The organism is Bradyrhizobium sp. AZCC 1577, assembly GCF_036924575.1.
Lineage (GTDB): Bacteria > Pseudomonadota > Alphaproteobacteria > Rhizobiales > Xanthobacteraceae > Bradyrhizobium.
The window spans coordinates 5,610,914-5,634,889 of record NZ_JAZHRQ010000001.1 but is presented as its reverse complement, the minus strand read 5'-3'; the positions used below and the strand labels follow the sequence as shown (position 1 = coordinate 5,634,889).

18 protein-coding genes are annotated in these 23,976 nt (G+C 59.0%); 9 read left to right on the top strand and 9 right to left on the bottom strand.

Going from position 1 to position 23,976, the window contains the following annotated elements; translation table 11 throughout:
* Nucleotides 1-924 precede the first annotated feature (924 nt).
* Nucleotides 925-1,197, top strand: coding sequence for a hypothetical protein (locus V1278_RS26825; protein ID WP_334382769.1), 273 nt, complete (start codon nt 925-927; stop codon nt 1,195-1,197).
* Here the strand turns inward: V1278_RS26825 and V1278_RS26820 are convergent.
* The 4 genes from V1278_RS26820 to aztC all read right to left on the bottom strand — a co-directional run bounded on the left by V1278_RS26820 (nt 1,187) and on the right by aztC (nt 5,116).
* On the bottom strand, nt 1,187-1,393 hold the full coding sequence (locus tag V1278_RS26820) for a DUF2905 domain-containing protein (RefSeq protein WP_334382768.1): 207 nt from the start codon (nt 1,391-1,393) through the stop codon (nt 1,187-1,189). The genes V1278_RS26825 and V1278_RS26820 overlap by 11 nt on opposite strands.
* A gap of 395 nt (nt 1,394-1,788) precedes the next feature.
* Entirely contained in the window at nt 1,789-2,784 is a 996-nt protein-coding gene (locus V1278_RS26815) for a hypothetical protein (protein ID WP_442893732.1), read from the bottom strand.
* Nucleotides 2,785-2,917: 133 nt separating this feature from the next.
* Nucleotides 2,918-4,126 (bottom strand): hypothetical protein, encoded by a 1,209-nt coding sequence (locus tag V1278_RS26810; RefSeq protein ID WP_334382767.1) that lies wholly within the window; start codon nt 4,124-4,126, stop codon nt 2,918-2,920.
* A 51-nt stretch (nt 4,127-4,177) separates the two neighbouring features.
* Complete coding sequence (gene aztC / locus V1278_RS26805; RefSeq protein WP_334382766.1) at nt 4,178-5,116, bottom strand: zinc ABC transporter substrate-binding protein AztC; 939 nt, start codon at nt 5,114-5,116, stop codon at nt 4,178-4,180.
* A 648-nt stretch (nt 5,117-5,764) separates the two neighbouring features.
* On the opposite strand from aztC, the gene V1278_RS26800 reads away from it, so the two are divergent.
* Nucleotides 5,765-6,271: a Fur family transcriptional regulator gene (locus V1278_RS26800; RefSeq protein ID WP_334382765.1), complete on the top strand. Its 507-nt coding sequence runs from the start codon at nt 5,765-5,767 to the stop codon at nt 6,269-6,271.
* Nucleotides 6,272-6,432: 161 nt separating this feature from the next.
* Here V1278_RS26800 and V1278_RS26795 read toward each other — a convergent pair whose 3' ends face one another.
* From V1278_RS26795 to V1278_RS26785, 3 genes are read right to left on the bottom strand one after another with little or no spacing between them, the layout of a single operon-like run.
* Nucleotides 6,433-7,908, bottom strand: a complete 1,476-nt coding sequence (locus tag V1278_RS26795) for a DUF3526 domain-containing protein (protein WP_334382764.1) — start codon at nt 7,906-7,908, stop codon at nt 6,433-6,435.
* A gap of 8 nt (nt 7,909-7,916) precedes the next feature.
* Nucleotides 7,917-9,314: an ABC transporter permease subunit gene (locus V1278_RS26790; protein ID WP_334382763.1), complete on the bottom strand. Its 1,398-nt coding sequence runs from the start codon at nt 9,312-9,314 to the stop codon at nt 7,917-7,919.
* A gap of 1 nt (nt 9,315) precedes the next feature.
* Entirely contained in the window at nt 9,316-10,020 is a 705-nt protein-coding gene (locus tag V1278_RS26785; RefSeq protein WP_334368128.1) for an ABC transporter ATP-binding protein, read from the bottom strand.
* Nucleotides 10,021-10,171: 151 nt separating this feature from the next.
* Here V1278_RS26785 and V1278_RS26780 point away from each other — a divergent pair, with 151 nt between their 5' ends.
* The 5 genes from V1278_RS26780 to V1278_RS26760 all read left to right on the top strand — a co-directional run bounded on the left by V1278_RS26780 (nt 10,172) and on the right by V1278_RS26760 (nt 16,749).
* Nucleotides 10,172-12,562, top strand: a complete 2,391-nt coding sequence (locus V1278_RS26780; protein WP_334382762.1) for a TonB-dependent receptor domain-containing protein — start codon at nt 10,172-10,174, stop codon at nt 12,560-12,562.
* Nucleotides 12,562-14,004: a PepSY domain-containing protein gene (locus V1278_RS26775; RefSeq protein WP_334382761.1), complete on the top strand. Its 1,443-nt coding sequence runs from the start codon at nt 12,562-12,564 to the stop codon at nt 14,002-14,004. The genes V1278_RS26780 and V1278_RS26775 overlap by 1 nt, the downstream gene beginning before the upstream one ends.
* 134 nt (nt 14,005-14,138) lie before the next feature.
* Nucleotides 14,139-15,365, top strand: a complete 1,227-nt coding sequence (locus tag V1278_RS26770) for a CobW family GTP-binding protein (protein ID WP_334382760.1) — start codon at nt 14,139-14,141, stop codon at nt 15,363-15,365.
* 11 nt (nt 15,366-15,376) lie between these two features.
* Nucleotides 15,377-16,357 (top strand): CobW family GTP-binding protein, encoded by a 981-nt coding sequence (locus tag V1278_RS26765; protein WP_334382758.1) that lies wholly within the window; start codon nt 15,377-15,379, stop codon nt 16,355-16,357.
* 104 nt (nt 16,358-16,461) lie between these two features.
* A complete protein-coding gene (locus V1278_RS26760) occupies nt 16,462-16,749 on the top strand; it encodes a nitrate reductase (protein ID WP_334368133.1) in 288 nt (95 codons plus the stop codon).
* Between the two features lie 386 nt (nt 16,750-17,135).
* On the opposite strand, the gene V1278_RS26755 is transcribed toward V1278_RS26760, so the two are convergent.
* The gene (locus tag V1278_RS26755; RefSeq protein ID WP_334368134.1) at nt 17,136-17,435 is read right to left on the bottom strand and encodes a hypothetical protein; all 300 of its coding nucleotides are present in this window, start codon (nt 17,433-17,435) and stop codon (nt 17,136-17,138) included.
* Nucleotides 17,436-17,808: 373 nt separating this feature from the next.
* Nucleotides 17,809-19,497, bottom strand: coding sequence for a hypothetical protein (locus V1278_RS26750; RefSeq protein ID WP_334382757.1), 1,689 nt, complete (start codon nt 19,495-19,497; stop codon nt 17,809-17,811).
* 871 nt (nt 19,498-20,368) lie between these two features.
* Between V1278_RS26750 and V1278_RS26745 the strand changes: the two genes are divergently transcribed.
* Nucleotides 20,369-23,494 carry an efflux RND transporter permease subunit gene (locus tag V1278_RS26745; RefSeq protein WP_334382756.1) on the top strand — a complete coding sequence of 1,042 codons (3,126 nt, stop codon included), beginning with the start codon at nt 20,369-20,371 and terminating at the stop codon, nt 23,492-23,494.
* Between the two features lie 47 nt (nt 23,495-23,541).
* A complete protein-coding gene (locus tag V1278_RS26740; RefSeq protein ID WP_334368137.1) occupies nt 23,542-23,976 on the top strand; it encodes a hypothetical protein in 435 nt (144 codons plus the stop codon).

Here is a 23,976-nt window from a genome sequence, read left to right as displayed (position 1 = left end):
TGAAATAATATAGTAGTGGCTTTCGGCAGTCCTAGTGCCAGCTCCTATCGTTCACGGTCGACTCGGTAAGGGCACTGGCGCGAAAGCGTCAGATAACAGCGAGGCTCCGCAAAGGGCCGCCGCTTCAAGGCTCCTCTCTACCATCCTCCGTGTTTAGTTCTCGGTACACACACCCCGGAAATCCGATCAGCCGAATGCGGTCCGCAGTTTTGGGACGACCATAGCCAGACCGTCGTCGTGCTCGGCTCGCTCTGGCGCGCCCGCAGAAGCCCGGCGCCCGCGTTGGGTTGCAGGCGATCCGCCGCGGCAGGACCCGGGAACCGGAGCGAACATCAAGCGCGCCACCGCAGCTAGAGGATCATGTGCCACTAGGCGGCCTGATTGTTCAGGCACAAATTCCGCTGCCATCCGGCAACAGAGTTCTTCTTGGATGAGAGCAGCGTTGCTGCGTTGTCCGCATTTCCTGCTCGTAGGATAATTGTTGCCAGCTAATGTCAGCGGGAGCTCGTCTCGAATGCAGAGAGCACGACGCCGTCATGCGACCAGTTCTTGAGCTGACAGGACCCGTTGGTCACCAGAAAAATCAATGGCAGCGACCACTATCCTCCCGCTCATAACGGTCTCGGTGCAGGTTCCAGCGACCCCAGGACGGCACTCGGCTAACCGGCTTCACCCGATGCAGATGAAACACAACGCGCGCCTCAAGGAGGCGGCGGGGTTCCGTCCTTCCGCAAGGTGCGGCCATGGTCGTGGCAGCAACTTTCCGAGCTTTCATTGCCGGGAATGATGAGCGATAATCAATAAGCCGATCGCGGCAGGTAGGTGCGCGCTGCATGAATCGGTGCACGGAAATGGTAAAGGCCGATGCCTGAGCGGACGTACAGTCGAGACAGCGATATCGATGCCACAAGAGCAGGAGCTCGTTTGCCCGGCCTCGACATCGACATCATTCACCGGCAATCGCCGAATGGTGATTGGGAGCAGATGTCGATCAACCTGCGGGCAACACCGTCCTTCGAAGCGCTCGGGTCCTTGTTCGAGGCAGCTAACCCTTTCACGTTTTGGGTGCAGGCCACACGATTTATGTGGATGCCGTGGCTGCTCACGGCGCAGACGATGATGCTGCCGGCAGGCCGGCCGCGAACGCTCCCGAGCGCCGTCCACCCAGAGCGAAAGGCGCCGACGGCTAACGGTTAGCGAGCCAAAGGATCAGAGAAAGGGTCGCGCTGGCCAGCAGCGATGTTGCGAGCGGGATATAAACGCGGAGGTTGTCGCGCTCGATGACAATGTCGCCGGGCAACCGGCCCAAGCCGATCTTGTTGATCACTGGCCATAGCAGCCCAAGCGCAACGAGCGACAAGCCGAAGATGATGAGCAGACGCGAGATCGACATTGCGCCGAGCCTTCGATCACCGTGGGTGAGCCGATCGAGGGAGCGCAAGCGGGATTTGGCGTGCTGCTGTGACCGCGTCCGTCGCACGGCTCGGATGGGTCAGTATAGCGTTTTCGAGCGAATTGGACACACGCACTTGGGCAAGCTGACACCATGATTGCGCTGTTCACAGATTTTGGGTTGAATGGCCCGTATATGGGTCAGATGAAGGGGCATGACGGAGAGTTGCGCCACAATGTCTAACCGGGCCCGCCTACGGGCACGAGCGCCCGCGGACATTGGTTCATTCTATTCCTGATCGGCGGAGACCGTAAGCCGAACCGTCGACAATCTCGGCCGCTGAGGTCCAAACTCTGCAACGCTCATTCGTCACGACCAGCGATGAGGGATAAAGTTCACGGCTCCTTGCAAATCGGCGGGGGTCGCGACGGCGGCGCCGGATGATTCTTCTTATACTGAGCAAGGATTGGCTCGAGATCTCCTTTTGACCAAAATTTCGGAGAGCCGATCTCTTTCAAGCAGGATGCATTCCAATATAATCCCCGGCGCGATGGCAATTGCCCAGCCGCAACGGCTTTGCCGATGGCGTCGATGTCGTGTGATTCAGGATAAATATAGATCGTGGTCGGATTGTCTTTCAACATCGGGATGATTTGCCGGACGTCCGACGGTGACCAACTTGTGCAGCCATTGCTACGGCCTGCAGAGTAATCAACCAGCGTTCCAAACGGAACGTAACCATCGTGGTTTGCGTATGGGCTGTGTGGATCCTTTCGAAGACATACGCCCTTTAGCGAAACGGCTGCATGTCCGCCGATCGCGCGCTGCCTGGCATTTGCGGTCTCGCCTTCGCCGTCAAACTGAACGAAAGAGCGTACCAAAGCGGCGTCTTGCCTTGCCGAAACGCGGTAATATCCTTTGAAAGATGTTTTCGTTTCGGCCGTCACATACGCACCGCCGGTCGTCAGGTTGGAATCGATCGCGTTGCTGAAGTTCTTCGCGCACCGCCTCCCATTTGCAAAATCCACGATGCCCTTCAAATCGTGACCGCTGCCGTGACCCGCTGAAATTGCGCGGAACGACCGGTCGGCTTCGCAGATAATGTAAAACCGGCGCCCCAATATGCCTTCACTTGCATAGTTGGGCCGCGTGGCATCCATGGCGAAGTAGCAGAGACTTCTGACCGCGCCTTCACGCACTTTTTTCAGATAAAGCGCGCGAGCTCTCTCCAAGACCGCTCGTGCGATTTGACCATCGCGGTCGCCCACGTGGGCCTGCAACCAAGCCGGTACGGCCGACGACTGCCCCATCGCAAGAGCCGGACCCGAACTGGACAAGGTGGTTATGAAACCGAGGCCGGCGATATTCAGAAGGTGTAATCTGGACCGCAACGGATCATCTCTCTTGTCGACTCATTGTGCACTTTGACGTGGATATCGCCACGTCCCGCAAAGACGTCCTCGCTTCAGAAGACTTCCTGTCTTTATCAATCGGAGCGATGACCATGGCTGTCGGATACCGTGCCTACTTCTCGTCATGAATCTGACCTGACCCGCCCACCGCCACAATGTTGAAGGGCCTCCCGCCGAGGGTAATTTCGCCGGCCTTCGTGAGGCTCATCGCGTCGACGAGCGAAACGACGCCTCTTGCCGGATCAGTGACCACGACCATGTCACTAGCGACTGCCAGCCGCGGGCGCGGATCATTCCAATGACCATCCATGGAGTAGGGCTCGGTCACTCGTAGCGATCCGTCAAGCTTTCCGGCGATAACGTCCAATCGATGCAATCGTCCATCTTCCGTGAAGACGTACGCGAATCTTGCGCGGACTGGATCGACGGTAAAATCCACCCGCCGCATTGGCAATGTCACGAGGCGGAAAGGTTCCGCGTCGGTGGGCTCCATCAGGACGACCTTGTCCGACCCGTAATTGCCAAGGAAGTATTGCAAGCCTCGTCCGCCAAGCATCGTAGTCGTCTTGCCGCTTGGCAGCGCGGCGGCGTAGGGAAGGTGCTTAACCTGCGGCGTGGACCCATCCATGCTGGCAACGAGAAGTCCGGTAGCGCAGCTGAAAACTAGGATGCTTCCTGATGTTGCTTCGCCGTGCAGGTCCGGGCACGAATGAATGCCGCCGATTTGCGCACCGGACTTGTCGACGATCTTGATGCCAATGGGCAATTCATCCGAGTTCTTGACGTTAGGCTCGGAAATGAGCGTGTAGCGATCATTCGCAACCGCTACCCCATGGTGAGGCACCCCCGGTGCGGTTTCGCGCAGGACAGACTTCGATTCCAGGATCATCCTTTCGGATGCGATTCGAGCGCGGCCCTCGCCGTCGAAGAAGATCGCGATCTCACCACCATACTCGACCACGTGCGATGGCTGCTTGCCCGCGATCTCAACGCCAAGCAATCGCGGCGCCTTGACTTTGATGTCGCCGTGATCGCCATGATCTTCAAATGATATGCCACTATCAATCGCTGTGACCAAGTCCGCGCCTCTCTGCACGGCAAGGACCGTCCGGCCGGTCTTGCTGCGGTAGAGACGAGCTGGCGCTTTGGTCGCAAAGGTTTCGATCTTCTCCTGCTTGGGGAGATCGACGACATGCACAATTGGCTCGGAATGATCGGAGACGAACAGGCGCCACGCCGTTTTCTCGGCAGCCAAAGCACCGCAGTTGAGGGCGATTGTCGTCAGAAGGACAACGATGGTACCGGATTGAACTCTGGTCATCGGATATTTCCTCTCAAAGCAGCATTCGCATTCCGAATAAGGCGCGTTCGATTAGGGGACATCAGGCACGATGGCTTTCCGAATTGTCGAGGCATTGTGCTTCATCATGTCAACGTAGGTGGCCGCCGGCCCGTCGGGCCGGGACAGAGCATCGGAGTAGAGCTCTCCGCCGACCTTCGACCCTGTTTCCGCGGCAATTCGCTGCACGAGACGGGGATCGGTGATGTTCTCCACGAAGACCGCGGCGACCTTGTCCCGCTTGATTTGCCGGATGAGACTGGCGATGTCGGATGCTGCGGCCTCGGCGTCTGTTGAGAGGCCTTCTGGCGCAAGGAATGTCAAACCGTATTCGTGAGCGAAGTAGCCGAATGCCTCATGCGCGGTGATGACAACGCGCTTGTGGGGCGGGATGGGTGCGATCGTCGCTCTGATCTCGTCATCGAGCGCACTGAGAGTTGAATCGTAGGCTTTGGCATTTGTCTCATACGTCGTGCAGCCGGGTGGATCGATCGAACAGAACGCGTCTACGATATTTTTGACGTAGATCCGGGCATTCGGAACCGCTTGCCACGCGTGGGGATCATGGTCGCCATGGTGGTGATGAGGGCCAGACTGCCCGTGATGGTGCGCTTGCTCAGTGCTCTTGAGCGGCTGGACTCCTTTCGTAAGCTCGACAACCGGCGCCTTTGTTCCACTCGCTTCGATAAGGCGTCTCAAGAAGCCTTCGAACTGAAGGCCGTTGACGAGTACGATATCGGCGGCGGCAATCGTTCTGACGTCCGCGGGCTTGGGTTCGTAAACGTGGGCATCGCCGTTTGCTCCGACGAGTGAGCGAAGATCGATACGGTCTCCGCCGACATGACGCGCAAAGTCAGCAATAATCGAGAAGCTGGCGACCACATTGAGCTTCTTGGCCGACGCGGCACCAGCAGCAAGCGGTGATAGCGAGACGAATCCCGCAAGCACGACCGTTCTTAACGTCTTGAGCATGAGCCGTCGTATTCTCGTTGTTTCAGGTGCTTGATGGCGGTGGCGCTGGACAGTTCTTGGCGAGGAATCGATCGCTGCGGTTGCCGACCGCACCCGGACGCTTTCCGATGATCGCTGGATTGGAGCCGCGCTCGCACGACCCCCGGGACAGAGGTGACCGCATTGACGGCGCAGCTCAGATTGAAAAGGGCGAAACGAGGTATCCTCGCCAAAAGGCGCGCGGATTGACCGAACGCGGTGCCTACACTCCCTAATGATCGCGCTAATGATCGCGTCCATGCGGTGCTCGCCTCAGCCTGAATTGTTGCAGCGACTATGTAATGTTATAACATAACAATCACGTCGCGCGAAAAGGGCGCAAGATCAGTTCCGCGCGCAATCGCCCTAGATCTCTGTGTAGTCCAGGATCGTATGTTCTCCGGACCAGACCTTGTCTGCGTCGTAAATTCGCTCTCGGCGCTTGGACCTGAAGTCAATCCCAAGAATGATCTGGCCCATGGCCCTCTTTCCGCCGCCTAAGAATCGGGACGGAATAGAGACGGGGAGCAGGGGGCCTCCCCTGTTTGGGACTTGGCCATGAACGATCCTGGGTGTGATGTTGTAACAGCACAATAACTGTTATACTGTTACACCGTCAAGGTGAATGGAATGCATCGCAATCCAGATCCGCGCGTAACTTGCGCGCACGAAGAGACGCATGGTCACCCCGTCGATGGCGATGCAGTTGAGTCTCGCGCCCGCTCGTACGCGGTATCGAAAGGGGTGCCGTTCACGCCGATGCGCCAAAGCGTGCTTGCCTTGCTTGCGGCGTCCGGAAAGCCGATGAGCGCCTACGAGATCGCAGAGAAAGTGAGCGATGCGCGAAAGCTCAAGGCCGTGCAGGTCTACCGTGCGCTCGAATTCCTGCAGGAGGCAGGGTGCGTCCATCGGCTGGCGTCCCGCTCGGCCTATTTCGCCTGCGATCATCTGCACGGAGAAGGCGAAACGGTTGTCTTCATGGTTTGCGCGCAATGTGGCGCGGTTCAGGAGGCGGCCTCCGAACTGGTGGCGCGCGGCTTGCGGGGCGCAGCGAAAACAACCGGCTTCAGGCCCCGCCATCCGATGATCGAGGTGGAGGGCGAGTGTGCGGAATGCGCGGGTACGCCCGAACGCTAACCCCATGGCCGCAGGATCGGTCAATCTCGCGGCTAGGCGCAAGGAGTATTTGCCGGCGAGCGGCGGCAAGCGTCATGCCCCGTCTCGGCTTCACTGCAGTTGTCGATAGCTTTGGTGACTCTCCGTACCAGAGGTGTCTTGATCGGAAACGCTTTGGACAGTTACTCGATCGATCGGCGGGACGAGCGCGCAAGCGCGAGGCCGCCAAGCACGGACGCGAGCGCCAGCATCAACATGGCCCGCCACCAGATGCTCCAGCTGATTTCGCTTGCCGGCATCTCAATCCAATGCCACCGGGGCAATGATGAGAGGTCACGCACGGTCATAGCGCGACTCTCCTGGATTCTGGGAGAGAAATAGTGCCGCCATTTTTTGTGAAAAGCCTCTGTCTGATCCTTGAAGGCGAGGAAACGGTGTGAATCGGTGCCGGCGATAGAGGTCAGCGCTTCATTGACGAGAATCGCAGGCGATAGCAAGCTCAGCCTGTCGACAAGTTTTTGTTGTTGCAGCAGTTGCTGATCAAAACGTTTCAAAAGCGGCTCGATTCGTTCGTCGACTTTTTGCTTGGCCAGAAAAAATGCACGCATGCGCGAAGGCACTTCGATACGTTCATTTTTTACCAGCAGCGCTTCCGGATCGGAGGCATAGCGATAATCCGCGCTATAGAGGTCCTCGTATTCGCGCAATGATTCGGCGGTTGCGACACGCGTGCGGTTGGCCAATTCGGTGCGGGAGGGGGCCGGGCTAGCCAATCCCACGGCAAGGTTCATTGTCACCGGCAAGATGAGCACAAGAATCGTCCAGAGTGCCACCATGATCAACGCGTTGGTCGAAGATGAGAGGCCAACCGTGTTGACCAAGGCAGCGACCGCGAACCAGAACAAGGTATACGCCGCCACCAGCGCCGACCACGACAGCATCAAGACTAGTTGCTCCGCGCCGCGGGCTTCGGGACGGATCAAAAGCAGGACCACGAGCGGCACGGGAATAACGATCGCCAGCAGCGCAAGCATGCGCACGATGACTTTCCCGGTAATCAACGTTGCGATGGAAAGCGGTTGCGAACACAGCATGCGCAAGGTGCCATGTTCGCGCTCTGCCGACAGCAGGTTATACCCGAGCGTCGTAACCAGCAGAGGCAGTACGAATACGATAACGAAAGCGAGATCGAAGTGCCCGCTGAGCAGATTCCAGGGATTTTCGATTTCCGTGTCGTACATGAACTGAACTTTGCTCAAATAGGTGATGCGGTAATAATTGGGCATCATGTCCGACTGACCGATCGCCAGCGCCGCGAGCGGCGCGTTGGGCATTGTGGCGTAACGCCCGGACAAGGTGCCGGCCATGGCAGCGGGGTTCGCGGGATTGGAGAACGGTATCAGCGCGGTTTGGCCAGCGAGAACGGATTGGAGCATCCCGCTATTTGCCGTTTGGGTCTCTTGTTCGTGTTTGAGGACTTGAGCGACCATGCGGTCGCGGAGCGTTGCTTGCGCCAGTCCCACAAATAGTCCGTAACCCACCATGAGGGCCAGAACGCAACACACCAGCAGCAGCGTGCGATCGCGGACAAGGATGCGGGCCTCGTGCAGTACGATCAGCGACAAGGTGGAGAGCGGGCGAGGCTGCATTATCTTCATTCGACTACCTAGCGCATCAGCGGACGGGAGAGCGCGTACTGCGCGAGCGCGACGGAGAGGCAGAACATGACGGCAAGCAGCACAAGGCTCGCCCAATGGTGCGCCAAGGCAAACGACACAGACGGAAGTTCATACTTGAATTGCGGCACGCTTGCCCACAGCTCGGGGCCAGCCTTGTAAGTGAAATGCGCATTACCCAAGCGATCGGCGTGTTCAATCAAGTCCTCGCTGACAATGTTCTGAATCTTGCGCCGATGGGCTTCGGCCGCGGTTGAGAAGTCGCGATGTTGGGAAAAGTCCGTTCCCGCCAGGCCCATGGAGAAGCCGCGGAGTGCAACGACCGGGGCAGCAAGGCCGACCCACTCTTGCGCGCGCTGTTGACGCTCGAATGTGTCCCAAAGCCTGCCGAAGTTTTCATCAAGTGCGCCGTAACCTGCCTCGTCATCAACTTTCAGCGCCGCGCCCCACTTGCCGAGCGGAACCGATGGATCCCACGGCGTTCGCGCACCGAAGTGGGTGGACCAGGCCTTGCGGCCAGCGTCTGCCACGTCGTGCGCGAGTTGATTGTCAAAGTCTAGCCGGGACGGCGTGGGATGGAGCAAATTCGTCGCTTCGGAGGCGGTGCGCGGAGCAATCAGCGTTGCGGCGACCCAGAAGCCCAGGAGCAAGACCAGGGCGGTCCGCGATGAACGCGCGAGGGCCGATACCGCCAGGGTCAGAAACACGAAAAAGCCGAGATAGAAGCCGTATCCCGCCGCGAGCCACGCGATCCGATAGACCACATCCACGCGCTCTCCAGCGGGTAGGCGAGCAACGATGAGTACTGCAAACGCAAGGCCGACTGGAGCAATCAGAATGCCAACGCAGCTCGCAAGCGCCGCCGCTTTGCCGTAAAGAAGGCTCCGCGTGGGCGCGCCCAGGCTGAGAAGCTGGCGCAACGTTCCGCGTTCGCGCTCGTTGCTCACAGAGTTGAAGCCGATGACGATAATGAGCAGGGGAAGCAAAACCTGAAGAAGCCAAGCTGGCGATAACTCGCCGAACCGCTGCAAACCGGTTGCATCCTGGGCCGGCCGGAACTTGACTTCGCTCTGGCGATGCGCCTGTAGCCAGACGGTCGAGCCAACAAATGGCCCAATGCCGGGATCGAAGACGGCAAGCGATGGTTCAGGCTTGAACACGTGCATGCCCTGTTCCGCCGCATCGTGCGGGTGCCGATAGCCTTGGTGAAGCCAGGCGTCATAGTCGAGGGCTTGGCCTGCCGACCGTTCGCTATTCAGCTGAACCTGCCGATTCCATCCGGCCGCCAGAGCCACCAGCATGAGGATGACGACCAGCCCTCCGGCCCACAGCAGACGCCCGTCGCGGGTCAGCTCGCGAAGATCTTTGGCGGCGATGATTGCGAACACGTCAACTCTTCATGTGCTTGAGGTACAGCGCTTCAAGATCGGCATGGCTGACCTCCTCGCTCCTGAGTTCTTCCACCAGCCTGCCTTGCTTCATGATGCCGATGCGGGTCGCGGTCTGCTTCGCGTGGAAGAGATCGTGTGTTGTCGTCAGGACGGTCACGCCGTCGTTGCTGGCCTTGACGAGAAGCTCCGAGAACTCGTTGGCCGCGGACGGGTCCAGTCCTGAGGTGGGCTCGTCGAGCAAGAGGGCTTTGGCATTCTTGGCCAGCGCGATGGCAATTCCCACCTTCTGACGCATGCCTTTCGAGTAGGTCGCGACCCTGTCATCGGCTGCTTGACGAGGGAGACCTGCCGCCTCGAGCAGTTCAAGCAACCGCTGCCGCGGCAAATGCTCTCCGATTGCGAGTGAAGAGAAGAATGCCAGGTTTTCCAGACCTGAGAGCACGCCATAGAGCGTGACCTGTTCGGGGATATATGCAAGGAGCCGCTTCGTCTCCAGCGGCTGACGCACGACGTCGAGCTTGCCGATTTGGAGGCTGCCGGATGTCGGCTGGAGAAAATTCAGGAACAGATTGACCAGCGTCGTCTTGCCCGCGCCGTTCGCCCCCAAGAGGCAATAGATCTCGCCAGGCAGGACGCTGAGCGAGACATTATCCAGGGCACTCTTGGCGCCAAACTGCTTCGTCACTTCAATCGCATCGAGCATGGATCTCACACCTCCACTGGCCACGTCGGCCGCTGATCTGCGGTCGCATGACGAGGCCTCTTGGCTGCCTTGACGTATGTAACGTTATAACATTACATAGCTCTTGTGAAGCCTTGACGTGGGGTGGGGGCGGTTCTGGGTGGGGGCAAGTGTGCGTTACCTGTTGTGTTCGGTTTCTCTATCAACTCTTTTGATAGCGGCAGGCGTTCTGCCTTTTGGCTTGGCTGAAGCGCAAGCTCAGACGCGTTCGTCATCACCCGACCAGCCGGCGAACTCGTTGCCGCCTATAACCGTTGACGCGCCGCAGCGGCAACCAGCGGCGAGAGTGGCGACGCGGTCGAATTCGCAAAAAGGCCGCATCTCCCGGACAAACAGAAATCCGCGACCATCAACCATCGCCGAGGCTTCACCGCAGTCGCAAGGGCAACAGCAGGTGCCGGCGACGCCGCTGAACACAAATGTGGTTACGCCCAGCGCGAGCCGGCTGGGGCTGACCCCTCGGGAGATTCCCGCCACCGTCGAGGTCGTCGGAGCGGAAACGATCCGGGAGCAGGGCTACCACACGACGATCGATACGGTGAAAGGCGCAACCGGCGTGACCGCCAGCGACGCGCCGAACGACGTGTCGTTCTCGATGCGCGGTTTCCAGGGCGAACAGGTCAACGTGACCTACAATGGCGTCAATATCGGCCTGACGGGCTTCACGGCGCTGACCATGGAGACGTTCAACCTCGATAGGGTTGAATTTCTCAAGGGCCCGTCCTCCCTGATGTCAGGGCAGGGCGCGGTCGGCGGTGCCATCAACTATGTCACCAAGGTGCCGCATACCGGTCCGATCAAGAGTGAGGCGTTCGTCGGTTTCGATTCGTTCGGCAGTATCCGAAGCGGCTATGGTTCAGGGGGCAGCACCAACATCCAGGGCCTCGATTATCGCGTCGACATCAGCCGGTCCGTTCAGAACGGCTTCATCGACGATACCAATACGAAGAACCTGCACGTATCCGGCCAACTGAACTATCGGTTGACGGAATCGTTCAAGGTCTTCGTTGCGACCGAGTACAAGGACTACAACGCGCGCGTCTACGAAGGTACGCCCCTTGTTCCCGTCGCCTTTAGCGGTCCTTTTGCGACCACGGGCATCGTGTCCGGAACGAAAGTGTCCGATTATAACGGCACCAATCTCGGGCCTGTCACCATCGACAGTCGTACGCTGAAAACGAACTACAACGTGCTCGACAACCACAAGACCATCAAGGAGTCATGGGTGCGCGGAGGATTCGAGTGGGATCTCACGAGCAACGTTACTCTGAGAAGTCAGGTCTATAACTACAATGCCAGCCGCGACTGGTACAACAATGAGGTGAGCGCCTTCAACGCCGCCAGCAACCTGGTCGATCGTGAACGGTTCTATGTCCATCACAACCAGAATCTGGTCGGCAACAATACGGATCTCACGTGGAATTCGCATCTATTCGGCATGGAAAACCGCCTGGTCACGGCGCTCGAATTCTATCACCTGGATTTTTCAAGGCCCGGCGCGGCAAACTTTCCTTCTGATCAAGTGACGCTGGTCGATCCCGTTCGTGGCTATTATGGTTTGCTAACGACGCAGCGACAGACCGCCACCATCGACAGCTTTGCGATCAATCTCGAAGATCGGCTGAAGATTACGCACAATTTCGCGCTTATCGGCGGTCTCCGCTACAATCCCTTCGAGCTCGATCGAACGTCCACCGATGTCAACGGCGTGAGCAGGACTGGTTTCCCATACACCACAAGCTGGCAGCCCGTGACGGGCCGTATCGGATACACGTGGGAAGCGATTCCGGGGATGACGTTCTACAGCCAGTATGCGACGGCGAGCGACTTGTCGGCAGGCAGCATTTTCCTGCTGAGCCCGACGCAGCAACTGACCTTGACGTCTGCCCGCAGCTACGAGACCGGTGTCAAGAATCTGCTGTGGAATGGTCGCGCCGAATGGACCTTTTCGGCTTTCGACATTGAGCGCAGCAATGTGTATTCGGCTCAGGCTGGCCAACGCCTCAACATCGCTGGAAAAGTCAAATCGCAGGGCGTGGAGTTCGCCGCGGCAGTGCGTCCGACCCCTGAGCTCAAGTTCTGGGGCAACGTCGCGTATGTCCACGCACGCTATGCCGACTACGAATTCACGGGCGGATCGTTCTCGGGAAATACCCCGCCGAATATTCCTGCCGTTGTCGTGAACGGCGGGGCCTCGTATCGTTTCCTTAATCCAGGTTGGCTGCCGGTCGAGCTCGGGGTTTCGGTTCGTCATGTCGGCGACCGCTATAGCACCGATGCCAATACGGTTAAGCTTCTCGCATATACGACGGCGGATGCCTTCGCCTTTATCGACATTCCGAAGTCACCGACATTCCCGACCTTCGACAGCACGCGCATCACCTTCCGGGTACGTAACTTCACCGATGCGAAGTACGCGGCATGGAGCTCTCCATTCTATCCAGACCAGATCCTCCTGGGGGCACCGCGGACCTACGAGGTCGGGGCGTCCTTCAAATTCTGATGGTGGTTCGCCCGTTGCGGGTCCTGGTCCTTATCCATCGCTGGCTGAGCATCCCGCTGTGCCTGCTGTTCGTGATGTGGTTTGCATCTGGTATCGTGATGCACTTTGTGCCATTTCCGGCGCTCACCGAAGCTGAGCGCTTCGGAGGATTGTCCGTCTTCGACGTTTCCAAGGTGAGGCACAGTCCCGCCGAGGCTATCGCGGCGAGCACGCTCAAAGGCGTCACGCGGGTACGTCTGTGGCAGCGAAGCGACGGTCCCGTGTACCTGGTGTCGACTGCCTCCGGCATGAAAGCCCTGCATGCTGACGATTTGCGCGCGGCCGATATTAGCTCCGAGCAAATGGCACTCGCCATCGCGTCCGAGTGCGCGCGCTTGCGCGGCTTGAACCCTGCTGCGGCCACTTTCGTGGAACTGGCAGAATATGATCAATGGACGATCCCGAACAACCTCGACGGACACCGACCTCTCTATCGCATTGCTCTGAACGATGTTGCGAGAACCGAGCTGTACGTCTCGTCACGCACCGGCGAGATCGTGAGAGATACGACGCGCAGTGAACGCGCATGGAACTACATTGGAAGCGTCGCGCATTGGATCTATCCGACCGCGCTGCGCAAAGACTGGATGACCTGGAACGTCACGGTTTGGTGGTTGTCCCTTGCTGCCGTCATCGCGGCATTGTCGGGCCTCATGGTAGGCCTGTTTCGTCTCAGGCGCGTGCGAGGCCGTATCGTATCTCCCTTCCGAAAATGGCATGCTTGGCATCACTGGCTCGGACTGATGTGCGCTGCGTTCGTGATAACGTGGATTGTTAGCGGATGGCTATCGATGGACCATGGCCGTCTCTTTTCCACCGGCGCGCTTACCAGATCGGAAGCGGACCGGATCGCCGGGACGCCGGCATGGGTCGAACTGACCGCGACGGTGCCCGCATCGCTTTCACCGACTACCCGTGAGATCGAGTGGTTCACTTTCGGCGGCCGCATCCATCAACGTAATCGAACGGGAGTTGACGCGCAGCAGCTCTCCGTCGTCGTTCCAGCGTCTACTGCACTTGCTTCACCGTTCCTGCAAGCCGATCAGATCAATGTCGTCATCTCGCACGCTGTCGGTAACTGCTCGAGCACTTCGGCTGTCGCGCCGGATGACCACTACTTCCTTGCATCTGAAGTTGCACCGGCTCCCGTATATCGGTCCATATGCGGGGACGTTTGGTACCAAATCGATGGTGCTAGCGGTGCCAACCTGGAAAAGCTTGATGCGCAGCGTCGAACCTATCGCTGGCTGTACCGCGCGCTGCATACTTTCGATTTTCCTGCCTTGATGGCGCGTCCCAGCCTGCGGAGCGCGATTATTGTTGTTCTATGCGCGTTTGGAGCAGCGTTCAGCATCACCGGGATCGTGGTCGCCTGGCGGCGACTGAGACTTGAGTTTCGCTGACCATTCGAATTGGCCCTCCTACCCAAGCGCTGCAAAGGCAGCGACCACAATCAATCGTGATGGGCTCCCGAGGGCTGTTGCGCGATTGTATGTAACGTTATAACATTACATATGGGCGATTTGATTGCGTGGCAATGAAGATAGACCAACCGATTCCGGTGACGATCCTCACGGGCTTCCTGGGCTCGGGGAAATCCACGCTGCTCAATGAGCTCTTGGCGAGCGAGGCCTTTGCGGACACCGCCGTCATCATCAACGAGTTTGGCGACATCTCCATTGATCATGACCTTGTTCGCGTGAACAAGCGCGAGCTGATGGTGACAACGACAGGCTGCCTCTGCTGCACAGCCGCTAGCGACATCAGGTCTTCCCTGTTCGAACTTTACGACGCTGTGGAGAGCAAGGCTGTCCCGCCGTTCAAGCGCGTGATCGTCGAGACGACCGGGCTTGCCGATCCCGCTCCGATCATCAATCAGATCACACCAGGCGGTCTTCCGGCGGTCGGATATCGGGACCATGTCGTGGCAAGATGCTTTCGACTGTCCGGCGTCGTCTGCGCAATCGACGTGACCATGATCGAAGAGACGATGGAGCGGCACTTCGAATGCATGAAGCAGGTGGCGTTTGCGGATAGTGTCGTGCTGACCAAGACCGACTTTGGCGCAGAAGCCGCCGCGGCTGCCGGTCTCTCCGGCCTGCTGCCGAAGATCCGGCAGATCAACGCTGCCGCGACCATCGTGGACCGTCACGGGAACGACTTCGATCTCGCGGCGGTCTTTGCTCCGCGTCGCTACGTTCCCTCCGAACAGGGGGCCGATGTCGAGGGGTGGTTGGCCTTGGAGGTCGCGTTGGCCCAGCAAGGGCAAACTCACAACGATGCCACAGGCGCGAGCCGCCATGCGGCGGCTGGCATCCAGAGCCTGGCATTGCTCGAAAGCCGGCCCGTATCGCCGCGAAATCTCGCCACATTCATTGAACTGCTCAAGGCCGTAGGCGGCCCGCAATTGCTCCGTCTGAAGGGACTTGTTGGGCTGGAGGACGATCCGGAGCGGCCTCTTGTCGTGCACGGCGTTCAGCATGCGATTCAACAGTACCGGCTTCCGGCCTGGCCCTCGGACGATCGTCGCACGCGAATGGTCGTCATCGCTCACGGCCTTGATGAAGCGGTCGTCAAGAATCTGTTTGCGGCGATCACAGGCATTTCAGCGCGCGCAAAGGCGCAATTGCTGCTGACGGTCGCGGGTTTGAGCGTTCTCGGCTTTGCGCTTGTCGCAGGGCTATTGCTGTTGCTTCACGAGCGCGCCGCTGCCCAGTTTGAACCCCCGCTTGTGATTCAGAACGCAACGAGACCTCAACGCTGAAAGGGCCAAGCATGAACAATGTGATTTCACAAACACCGGTCACCGTCCTCACCGGGTACTTGGGCGCTGGGAAGACGACTTTGCTGAACCGTATCCTGACCGAGACACACGGTAAGCGTTATGCGGTGATTGTGAACGAGTTTGGCGAGGTCGGAATTGACAATGATCTGATCGTCAATGCGGACGAAGAAATATTCGAAATGAACAACGGGTGCATCTGCTGCACGGTGAGAGGTGATCTCATCAGGATTCTCGAAGGGCTCATGAAGCGGCGCGGCAAATTTGACGGGATCATCGTGGAGACCACCGGGCTTGCTGATCCGGCGCCCGTGGCGCAAACCTTTCTTGTAGATGACGACGTTCGTCGCAACACGAAACTTGATGCCATCGTCACGGTCATCGACGCAAAGCACCTCCTCGGAGAGATCGACCAGGCGCACGAAGCGCAAGAGCAGATCGCATTCGCCGACGTTGTCTTGCTCAACAAGACCGATCTGGTCTCGGAGGCGGACCTTAAGCTCGTCGAGGCAAGGATTCGTTCAATTAATCCCTATGCGATGATCCATCGCACCGAACGTTGCGCGCTTGACCTCGAAAAAGTCCTGGATCGAAATGCGTTCGATCTCAACAGGGTTCTTGAATTCGAGCCTGGCTTTCTCAGTGAAGCTCACGACCATGAGCACGACAGTCACGTAAAGAGCCTGTCATTGACGACGCAGACACCTCTCATTCCTGAGAAATTTTTCCCCTGGATGCAGGAGACCGTTCGTCAGTTCGGAACCGATATTCTGCGGCTGAAGGGGATCATCCAATTCCAGGATGATCCCGATCGCTTTGTTATTCAGGGAGTGCACATGTTGCTCGAAGGAGACCATCAACGCCCCTGGAAACCCGATGAGCCGAGAACAAGCCGCCTGGTCTTCATCGGGCGCGATTTGCCGGAGGACGTCTTGAAGGCAGGCTTTGAGCAGTGTCGGGGCTCAAGTCACTGATTGAAGGCACGGGTGATGCGCCAAGCTTGCAGCATGGCAGCGGAGTTTGTCCGTTGCCATGCTGAGGCTGACAGCCCTCGCAAATCCATTCGGACGCCAAAAGCATGCCAACGATTGCCTTACCTATGGGGCGGCAGGTCCAAAGAATCGGCTATCCTCAGGCAGTTCAGGAATTAAAGCTGCAAACGCAGAAGCTGTTGGGCTTGTCGGATGATGTGACTATCTCAGTTAGCGAGTTGACCTGTCGAGAGCCAGGATGTCCCGATGTGGAAACCGTCGTCGCGATCTTGAGAGACGGGGAAAAGCCGATAATTGCAAGAATCCACAAATCGATTCCCGACGTCACTCTCGATGAACTGAAAGAAGCGCTTGATCTGAGACTTCGTACCTGAAGCGCGCCTTCACGGACATTTCACCAGGATCTTGTTGGCGAAAATTTCCCCGAAGCTGCTCGATGCATCGAGCGGAGCGTTGTCGAGTTGGCCGAGCCGCAACCGGGGTCTAAATACTCCAGCTTCTTGCCGTCTACGCGCCCATAGGTAAAAAATCGTACTCCTTCAGGGCTCTACATTCAGTTGGGCGAGCCACCAATGCCAAGCGCTCACGCCACCATACTAAGGACAAACAGCGGTTCGTCGTGTCGGTGGTTGCGTATGACACCCTCCCTCGTCGCACGTCGCGCGCTTCCACGCATCGAAGGCGTGGTGCAGCCTGTACTCTGTGAAATCGGCTTTCGTTAACTTGAGGCGGCGCCAGAGAGTGGCCTTTTGCTTGCTGGCTACCAGCCGCGAATGATGAACCTTGGTCTGCCGTCGCCGTAGCTGCGATCGTAGTAGCCGGGGCCAGCGTAGTAGTTGTAGCCCCGGCCGGGAAAGTAGCTGGGGTCATAATAATAGCGCAGGACGTAGCGCGGTCCTCGGGTCCGCCAGCAGCGTCCATAATACTCGTTGCAGACCAGACCGACCTGATCGACGTTGGAGGCTTCGGCGGAGCTGATCGTTGTCGCATTGAGGGGCGCGGCGGAAGCGGCGGACGCGAGCAGCGCGGCACCGAATGCGCCCAGTGCGATGGCCTTCATAGAATCCTCCCTTCGGTTGGGCGAAACAATCGATCTCTGACGCGGCGTACCGCCTCGAACATCGAACTATTCTACGGATTCCCCAACTGCTGGCCGTGCGGCAGGTCGAGATCAGTCCGCAGTATTGCCGGGGGCAGGGCGCACATTAAGCGGCCAATAAGCCTCCGCGCCAACTAGGATGATGAACGCCACCGCTGACGATCGGTTTCTGGTGGCTCCGAAACGCTCCAGTCTGATATCCGGGCGACGAGAGCGGTGTTGCTGCGCGCAGGCCCGCTTAACGCGACCAGCCACGTTGCTACTAACGCGGCTTGCTCGTCCCCGGGGGATATTCTCAATCGCTTCCAGGATTTAAGCTCTCGGCGGAGACGGATCAAAAATTGAGCTGGATCAGTCCGAATGCACCATGCGCGACCTTTCCCGTCCCGCCGGCGCTCACCGGATAGTCCCAATTTGCTGAATATTCCACGGCCACCTTCAGGCCGTCCATCACCCACTCGCCTCCGGTCAGGAAAAGCCGGTGTTGCGGCACGAATCCGATCCGGGTTGGCACGCCGCTTTGCAGGATGGACGCACCCGCCATGTCTTTGCTGCCGGAATATCCCACCGAGATGTAATTACCCTGCGCGCCGATCTCCTGTACCCACGGGTTCCAGTCAAATTGGTAGGCAATCGAGGCCTGCCAGGTCATCGGCATCATGCTCCTCGCAATGCCGAGCCCATCGATAAACCTGGCGTCCTGAATTGCGGCATTCACCTCGCCCACGAACGCGAACGGGCCGAAGCTGCTTTTAAGGCTCGCGGCTATTCCGGGAATCTGTCCGATCTGGCTCAGGAATGGGAGGTAGGAGGAATGCAGAAATCTGCTTTCGAAAACGGAGGAGCTATAGTCGACATGGAAGTCAAGGGTCCATGGACAAACCAGCGAGTCCTTCAACTGGTCATAGGGCACGCCGCAATGGCCCCTTGTCCGGAAACCGAGACTGGCATTGTAATCGTCGATTTTCGTCCGGCCGGGGATGATGCTGTCGCTGCCTTTGTAGGTCACGACTGAGCCGTAGAAGGGCGCCGGGTCGAAGGGGAATGTCACTGGCGTAGGCCGGAAAGGCCGCTCAGGCAGTGGGGTGTAGCCGAGCCAGCGCATCAGTTGGCTCACGGCCGGTGCGACGACCAACGGACTAACGCGTGGAACAACGACAGGCGCCGGCGGTGGCTGCCGCGGCGGGGTTGGCCAGGCGAATTCCAGGCCTCCTGCGGTCTGACGGTTTTCGAACACCTCGGTTGTCAGCGGAGTGCCGATCGAAAGCGTATCCAGGCGTGCCACGCCCGTGGACGTACCGAAATGCAAAACCTCCACGCCGAAGCGGGCCGCGATCGGGAATTGCATCAGATCGCCGACGGAAACGTGAGTCCGATCAAGCGTGAAGCGATCCACGCCTATGCCGGGGAGGTTGGTCGGCACCACCGGTTGATTCCCGGTCGGGAATATTGCGCCCGTGCCATTGTCGAAGTGCAGAACCAGCGCACCGGTCAACCAGTCGCTGAGCTTGATATCGAAATCGAGTTCCGCCGTACCCAGCGACAGGTTTTCCTGGGTAGGGCCGGTGAATGAGCCGGTCCGCGAGGCCAGACCTTCAACTACGCCGCTCAGCGAGAGGAAGCTATTAATTTTCGGTCCGGTCTTCGAGAGCGAGTCCCGGATGATCTGGCGCGTTGCGTTCTCATTCGCCGCCCAGCCGATTTCCAGATCTCTTATACGCTCGTTAAGCGGCCGCTTCGCTGCGGCGTCCGACAAATCTGGCGCGGGCAATGCGGGCGGATCGACAGGCGGTGATTGAACCGTGGGTGCGGGCTTCGCCGCCGTTACGGCAGGTGCCGGACGTTGATGCTCCGCAGCGGGCTTGGTCCGCCGCGCCGGCGATGTCCCCTCCAGGGCGCTGAGACGTTCGGAAAGTTTGCGGTTCTCCGCCTTTAGCTCTCCGAGCATACGCCGGAGAGCTGCGATGTCCTCGTACTCCGCGGCGGCGGCATGGGAAGGGACGAGCAGGGCGAGGCTGAACAATGCGGGCGCGGCACGAAACACAAATGGGTACACGGAGCAGACGCGGTAACAGCCGCGCGTGGTTGACTTTACGGTTCTTGTTTCTGCAGCCTGCCAACGTCGCCCGGATCCGGCGACGCGCCTATCTCGCTTACCCCAGATCATGCGCGGCCCCATCACTACCGCAGTTCGACGTCACTCACGTGGTCGAACAAACTCGTTCATAACAATTCCGCTCTGGCAATCAGACTGTCTCACAATCAGACTCTCTCTCAGCCAGCGCTTCATCCCTCAGGCCGACTGCAGACAAGAGCCCGCTCAAGAACGCGGAGCATTAATTGTCGGAGCCCCCAGCAAATGTTGGGATAAGAGTGACGCGGATGACGAATTACGCAAGTGCCACGAAGTGATACATCTAAAGTGATGTATCCTACAGTGCAGAAGAAGCCGCGAACAGCCTCGTCGGCTGTCAGCCAACTTCAAGTGGCGGTAGGGTTTTTGCCACCTAAGCTCGCAAAGTGCGTAAACACGCGTGACCCAATTTGGGACCTGTCTTGTAATCCAAATGGGTGGATTGTCCCGACAAGAACATCAACTTAAGATTATCAGCAGATTATCAGCGTCTTAATCTGGTTCTCAGTCTGCTTTTTTGGAAAGGCAGTATTGGGGTTTTGATTACGGCGAAGCCTCACTAGGGCGTTAGCACGACCGAAATAATGCCGGCGCATGGCCGATAAAAATTCGGACTCGTGGGAATAGTGGGGAACAATTGTGTCGCCTCTACGAGCGACACAGCGATCAGAAAATCCCGCATTCAACGGGCCCTCTCAAAAGGAGTTTCGATTTCAACTAGAGGTGAAATGCAACCAGGGGTCAAAAGAGGGGCGTCGAAATGTTGGCGTGGCTCATTTCCTCTAGCGTGCGTTTGCGCACTCTCATTGTAGTTGCCGCCTCGGGCCTGCTTATCCTCGGCGCCGTCGACGTCAGGAACAAGCCGCTCGAAGTCATCCCCGAGCTGGCGTTGCCCTCACTCACCGTGAAGACCGAGTCGCTTGGCCTTTCCAGCGCCGAAGTCGAATCGTTGATTACCGTGCCGCTGGAGGCGGACCTCCTGAACGGTGTGCCGTGGCTTCAGGTCATCCAGTCGGAATCGATGGCGGGACTTTCGACGATCGAGATGATCTTTGCTCCCGGCACCGATCTGATGAAGGCGCGCCAGATGGTGCAGGAGCGGCTGACGCAGGCGCATGCGCTGCCGAATGTCTCCAGTCCCCCGACTATGCTTCAGCCAGTTTCCTCTGCAAGCCGAGTGATGAATATCGGCCTGAGCTCGAAATCCGTCTCGCTGATCGACATGTCTATTCAGGCGCGCTGGAACATCGCGCCGCGCCTCGCCGGAGTCCCGGGTGTGGCAAATGTATCAATATGGGGTCAGCGCGACCGGCAGGTGCAGGTGCTTGTCGATGCCCGGAACCTGAACAAGAGGGGCGTCAAGCTCGATCAGGTGATCAAGACAACCGGTGAGGCGGTGTGGTCCTCGCCGCTCACCTACCTGAGCTCATCCACGCCCGGCACCGGTGGCTTCATCGAAACGCCGAACCAGCGGCTCAGCATCCGTCACCAACTGCCGATCTCCACCGTGGGCACCTTCGCCAAGGTGCCGCTGAGCGGTACGACCGTGAGCGTCGGCGACGTCGCCTATCTCGTGGAGGGTCATCAGGCGCTGATCGGAGACGCCATCGTCGGCGAATACCCCGGCCTGATGGTGGCTATCGAGAAGTTTCCCGGCTTCAACACAGTGGACGTGACGCACGGCATTGAACGAGCGCTCAACGAACTGAAACCCGGGCTGCCCGGTATCGAGATCAATACGACCATCTACCATCCCGCGAGCTTCATCGAACGTGCGACCAGCAATCTGGGCAAGGCCATGCTCATTTCGATCATCCTGGCCACCGTCGTGCTTGGCCTTCTGATCGGTAGCTGGAGGGCCGCGGTTATCGCCCTCGTCGCGATCTCATTGTCGTTCGTCTGCGTTGAACTGCTGTTAGAGGCCGCGGGAATCCCGCTTAGCATGATAGTCGTCGGCGGCCTGCTGATGGCGTCCGGGGTAATCGTGCATGACAGTATTTTCGACGTCGAAAATGTGCTGCATCGCCTACGTGCGCAGCAACGCGATGGTCGGTCCGGCTTCATGGTCGTCGTCCGCGCGATGCTGGAAACGCGTCGGCCGATGCTGTACGCGTCGCTGATCGTTGTAGTCGCAGTGCTACCCGTTCTGTTCATGTACAGCCGGTCCGCCGCGTTCTTCGCGCCGATGGCCTGGGCCTATATCGCCGCCGTGTCCATCTCGATGCTAGTGGCGTTGATCGTGACCCCCGCGCTGGCTGCGGCGCTGCTTGCCAATGCGCCACTGACTCCGACGGGCGGATGGGTCATCGATAGGTTGGCCAAGCCTTTCGATCGGATCGTCGGCCGCGTCATCCGCGCGCCGTTTGCCTGCATCGGCGCCTGCGTCGTGGCGGCGATCGCGAGCTTCGCGCTCTGGAGCGCGCTCGAACGCAACATGGTGCCCAGCTTCAGAGAGACGGATCTGGTGATCGAATGGCAGGGGCCGCCCGGCACCTCGTTGCAGGCAATGACCCGATCGACCGAGAACCTGATCCGCGATCTGCGGCAGATCCCGGGAGTGCAGAACGCTTTCGCCAATCTCGGACGGGCCGTGCTTTGCAACTGCGAACGCGCGGCGGACGTCAATACGGGACAAGTATGGGTCAACATCGATCCGAAGGCCGATCGCGAAACGACGGTGGATGCCGTCGAAGCTGCCATCACCACCTATCCCGGGATGCGCGGCAAACTTGGGACATACCTGTCAACGAAGCTGCGCGAGGCGCTCACCGGTGACCCGGATAGCCTCACTGTCCGCGTCTATGGCAACAGCCTTGAGATCATTCGCGCCAAGGCGGAGGAGATCCGCGCATCGATGGCGAAGATCCCCGGCATAGAAAATCCGCGGCTGGAGTTACAGATCGAAGAACCCTCGATCGAAGTAAAGGTGGATGTTGATCGCGCGGCCGGTTACGGGCTGAAGCCTGGCGACGTCCGCAGGGCGACCTCCGCGCTGGTCGGCGGCATCACCGTCGGTGCGCTTTTCGAGGACCAGAAGGTTTTCGACGTGGTTGTCTGGGGGCGACCGGAGTTGCGCGACAACATCGATGACGTGCGGAATCTGATGATCAACAGCGAGAGCGGGTCGCAGGTTCGCCTGGCTGAGGTCGCAGACGTCCGCATCGCGCCGGCCACCAGCATCATCCAGCGACAGGGGTCTTCGCGTCGCATCGATGTTTCCGCGAAAGTGGACGAGCGGGCGCTCGGTGATGTGGCGGATGATGTCGCCAGGAATGTCAAGCAGATCGCATTCCCGTTCGAGCACCGTGCCGAGGTGCTCGGCGAATACAAGGAGCAGCGAGCTTCTCTGCGATCGATATACAGCTACATGGCGGCGGCAGCGGTGTTGATGTTCCTGCTGACGCAGGCGGTGCTCCGCAGTTGGACACTCAGCGCCCTGTCGCTGCTGGGCGTACCGGTTGCTGCACTCGGTGGCCTCGCTGCGGCTGCGATCGATGACGGTGACTTCTCGCTTGGCTCTCTGTTGGGTCTGGCAGCGGTGCTCGCACTGATGGTGCGGCAGGGTGTCGGTCTGGTCGCCCATTTCCAGCACCTGCAATTGAACGAGGGTGAGCTGTTCGGCGAAAAGCTGGTGCGTCGCGGCGTGCTGGAACAGTTCCCGAGCATCATCGCGTCGTCGGCGACAACGTCCGCTCTGGTGCTTCCGTTCGCGATCATGGGTGATGTCGCCGGACTAGAGATCGCACATCCGCTCGCGCTCGCGGTCGTGGGCGGCGTCGTTACCATGACGCTCGGAACGTTGCTCGTGCTGCCGGCGCTTTACCTCCGGTTCGGCAGTGGCTGGACGGCCGACCGGCTCGATCTTGAAATGGAGAACGCGTCATGACTGCCGCTTGTGCCGCTTCGAAGGCCGTCAAAAGGGAGAAACGTCCCATGGTCCGCTTCAACGCATTGATGGTCGCGGCGTCCGCCGCGTGCCTTGCAGCGTCCGGTCTCTCAGCACTGGCCGCAGAGTCGACGGTCAAAAAGAGCGCGCCAGCCCGAGTCGAGACCACGCTCGACGCAAGGATCAAGAAGGTAACGCTCACGCCGAAGGCGGCCGAGCGGCTCGGCATCCAGATCGACGAGGTGCGGGTGGATCCGTCGGGCCGACGGATCGTGCCATACGGATCTGTTCTCTACGACCTCACCGGAAAAACCTGGGTCTATATCAGCGCCGATCCGTTGACCTTCTTCCGCGGAGCGGTGGAGATCGACACCATCAAGGGCGACAACGTTTACCTGAGTGACGGGCCACCTGCTGGCACGAAGGTGCTTGCCGTTGGAGTGCCGCAAGTCTTCGGGAGCGAGGTGAAGGTAGGTCACTAG